Origin of the sequence: Brevibacterium sediminis, assembly GCF_013623905.1 — a bacterium.
Lineage (GTDB): Bacteria > Actinomycetota > Actinomycetes > Actinomycetales > Brevibacteriaceae > Brevibacterium > Brevibacterium sediminis.
Window position 1 is genome coordinate 1 of the sequence record NZ_JABKDD010000036.1, and the last position, 1,725, is coordinate 1,725.

Annotated in this window: 3 protein-coding genes; 1 reads left to right on the forward strand and 2 read right to left on the reverse strand. The window is 59.0% G+C overall.

The features are described from left to right. Nucleotides 1–111: 111 nt before the first annotated feature. Complete coding sequence (locus HK108_RS18575) at nt 112–309, reverse strand: Rv3202a family protein (RefSeq protein ID WP_181272602.1); 198 nt, start codon at nt 307–309, stop codon at nt 112–114. Then, a complete protein-coding gene (locus HK108_RS18580; RefSeq protein ID WP_181272603.1) occupies nt 306–587 on the reverse strand; it encodes a MerR family transcriptional regulator in 282 nt (93 codons plus the stop codon). The genes HK108_RS18575 and HK108_RS18580 overlap by 4 nt, the downstream gene beginning before the upstream one ends. A 136-nt stretch (nt 588–723) precedes the next feature. Between HK108_RS18580 and HK108_RS18585 the strand changes: the two genes are divergently transcribed. Further along, complete coding sequence (locus HK108_RS18585; RefSeq protein WP_062239447.1) at nt 724–1,155, forward strand: Hsp20/alpha crystallin family protein; 432 nt, start codon at nt 724–726, stop codon at nt 1,153–1,155. Nucleotides 1,156–1,725: the final 570 nt, after the last annotated feature.

Below are 1,725 nucleotides of genomic sequence, written 5' to 3' on the forward strand. Positions count from 1 at the left end.
AGGCGGTTGCGGGCGGAACGGTTCGCATTCGAACGCCGGCAAGGCCGATGGAAGAAGCACAGCAACTTCCCCCTATAGCCCGATAGGCCGCCATCAGATCAGCGCGGCTTCTCACCCGTCTTCATCATCAACCTCTACAACGATGGATTGATCGGCAACATCGCCCGCATCCGCCTCGCGAATTGCGCCCATGCGAGGCTCAGTGTCTTCGTTACCGTCATCGTCGATATGCGCTGCAACGTCGATGAGCTGTTCGCTCCAGTCCGGCTCAGGAACCTCGACGCCGGGCTGCGCTTCATTCGTCATCATTGCATCCTCCTCAATTCGTACCGAAGCGAGGTGTTCTCATCCTGGAGATCGAGAATGATTCCGATGCTAGCGAGATTCGCGCCAACGTCAACCAGTTCGCGCACACGCCGCAGACGAGCAATATCCGCGCGACTGAACCGCCGCGTCCCACCTTCACTCCGAGCAGGAGTCACCAGCCCACGAGCCTCGTATTGCCGCAATGACTGCACCCCGACACCGGTCAACTCCGCAACACGCGAAATCGAGAACAAGCGCCCACCAGACTCTGAAATCGCCATCTCCCCTTCTCTCAAAATTTCTCCTGACTGAGTGTTGACATTCTTATTCGGATCGACTAAATAATATGTCTATCAGATGATGTAGATCATATCATCTGCACGAATCCGCCATCCAGCAAAGGAGGTTTCACCAATGATCATGATGCGCACTGACCCATTCCGCGAAGTCGAACGCCTGAGCAGAGAAATCTTCGGAGCCACCGGCACAACGGCCCGACCGGTGATGATGCCCATGGACGCCTGGCGCGACGGCGATACTTTCCGCGTCGAACTCGACCTGCCAGGAATTGATCCTGACAACATCGACCTCGACGTCGAGAACAACGTCGTCACCGTCAAAGCTGAACGGCCCGCCCCCGACCATGGGGAGTCTTCAGTCGCGGCAGAGCGACCCCGCGGGACCTTCAGCCGACAACTCGTCCTCGGCGACAACCTCGACACCAGCAACATCACGGCGAACTACGACGCCGGTGTGCTCACACTCAGCATCCCGGTCGCGGAATCAGCGAAACCCCGCAAGATCGCCATCAACTCAGGCTCTGCTGAACCGGCAGCCATCAGCGCCTGACCACAACTGGTGGGGTGTTCCCATGCAGACGTGTGCACCAGACGTCCAGCTGGGTATCGATGCTGCGTTCTGGGCGATCATCCTCAGCGACCGCGAACTGCGGGACCTCGACACAAGTCACCACACAGGTGATGGACCGCAGGCCGTGAGTCACTGCAGGTGCCGGGTCGTCAGGCACTCCGAATCGTGGCAGCTGTTCCGGTCGCCCGGCCTCTCAGCAGCCCAGGTCATCGCCCACCGAATCCTCGCTTGTCAGCGCTCTCCTCCCCGGTTCAAACGGCGCTGACTTCATCGTTGAAAGGAGGTGAGACGTTTCCACAACCAGGTTGAGCTATGCAGCCGTGTGGTCGCGTCCGCAATTCTTTCTACCAGTGTGCTCGACGCAAGATGCGCGGCAGTGACGTCACAATGACGACGAAGTGATGCGGGCCCGTCCACGGCTTCCCCTTCTGGCCCCGGGGCATCCCCCGGGGCCAGACCATGTTCGGTTGAGATGAGAAACGAGGAGAACATGTTCGTCAGCTTCTTGGAGAAACTGTTGATTGTCTGGCCCTGGCACGCTCGAGCACT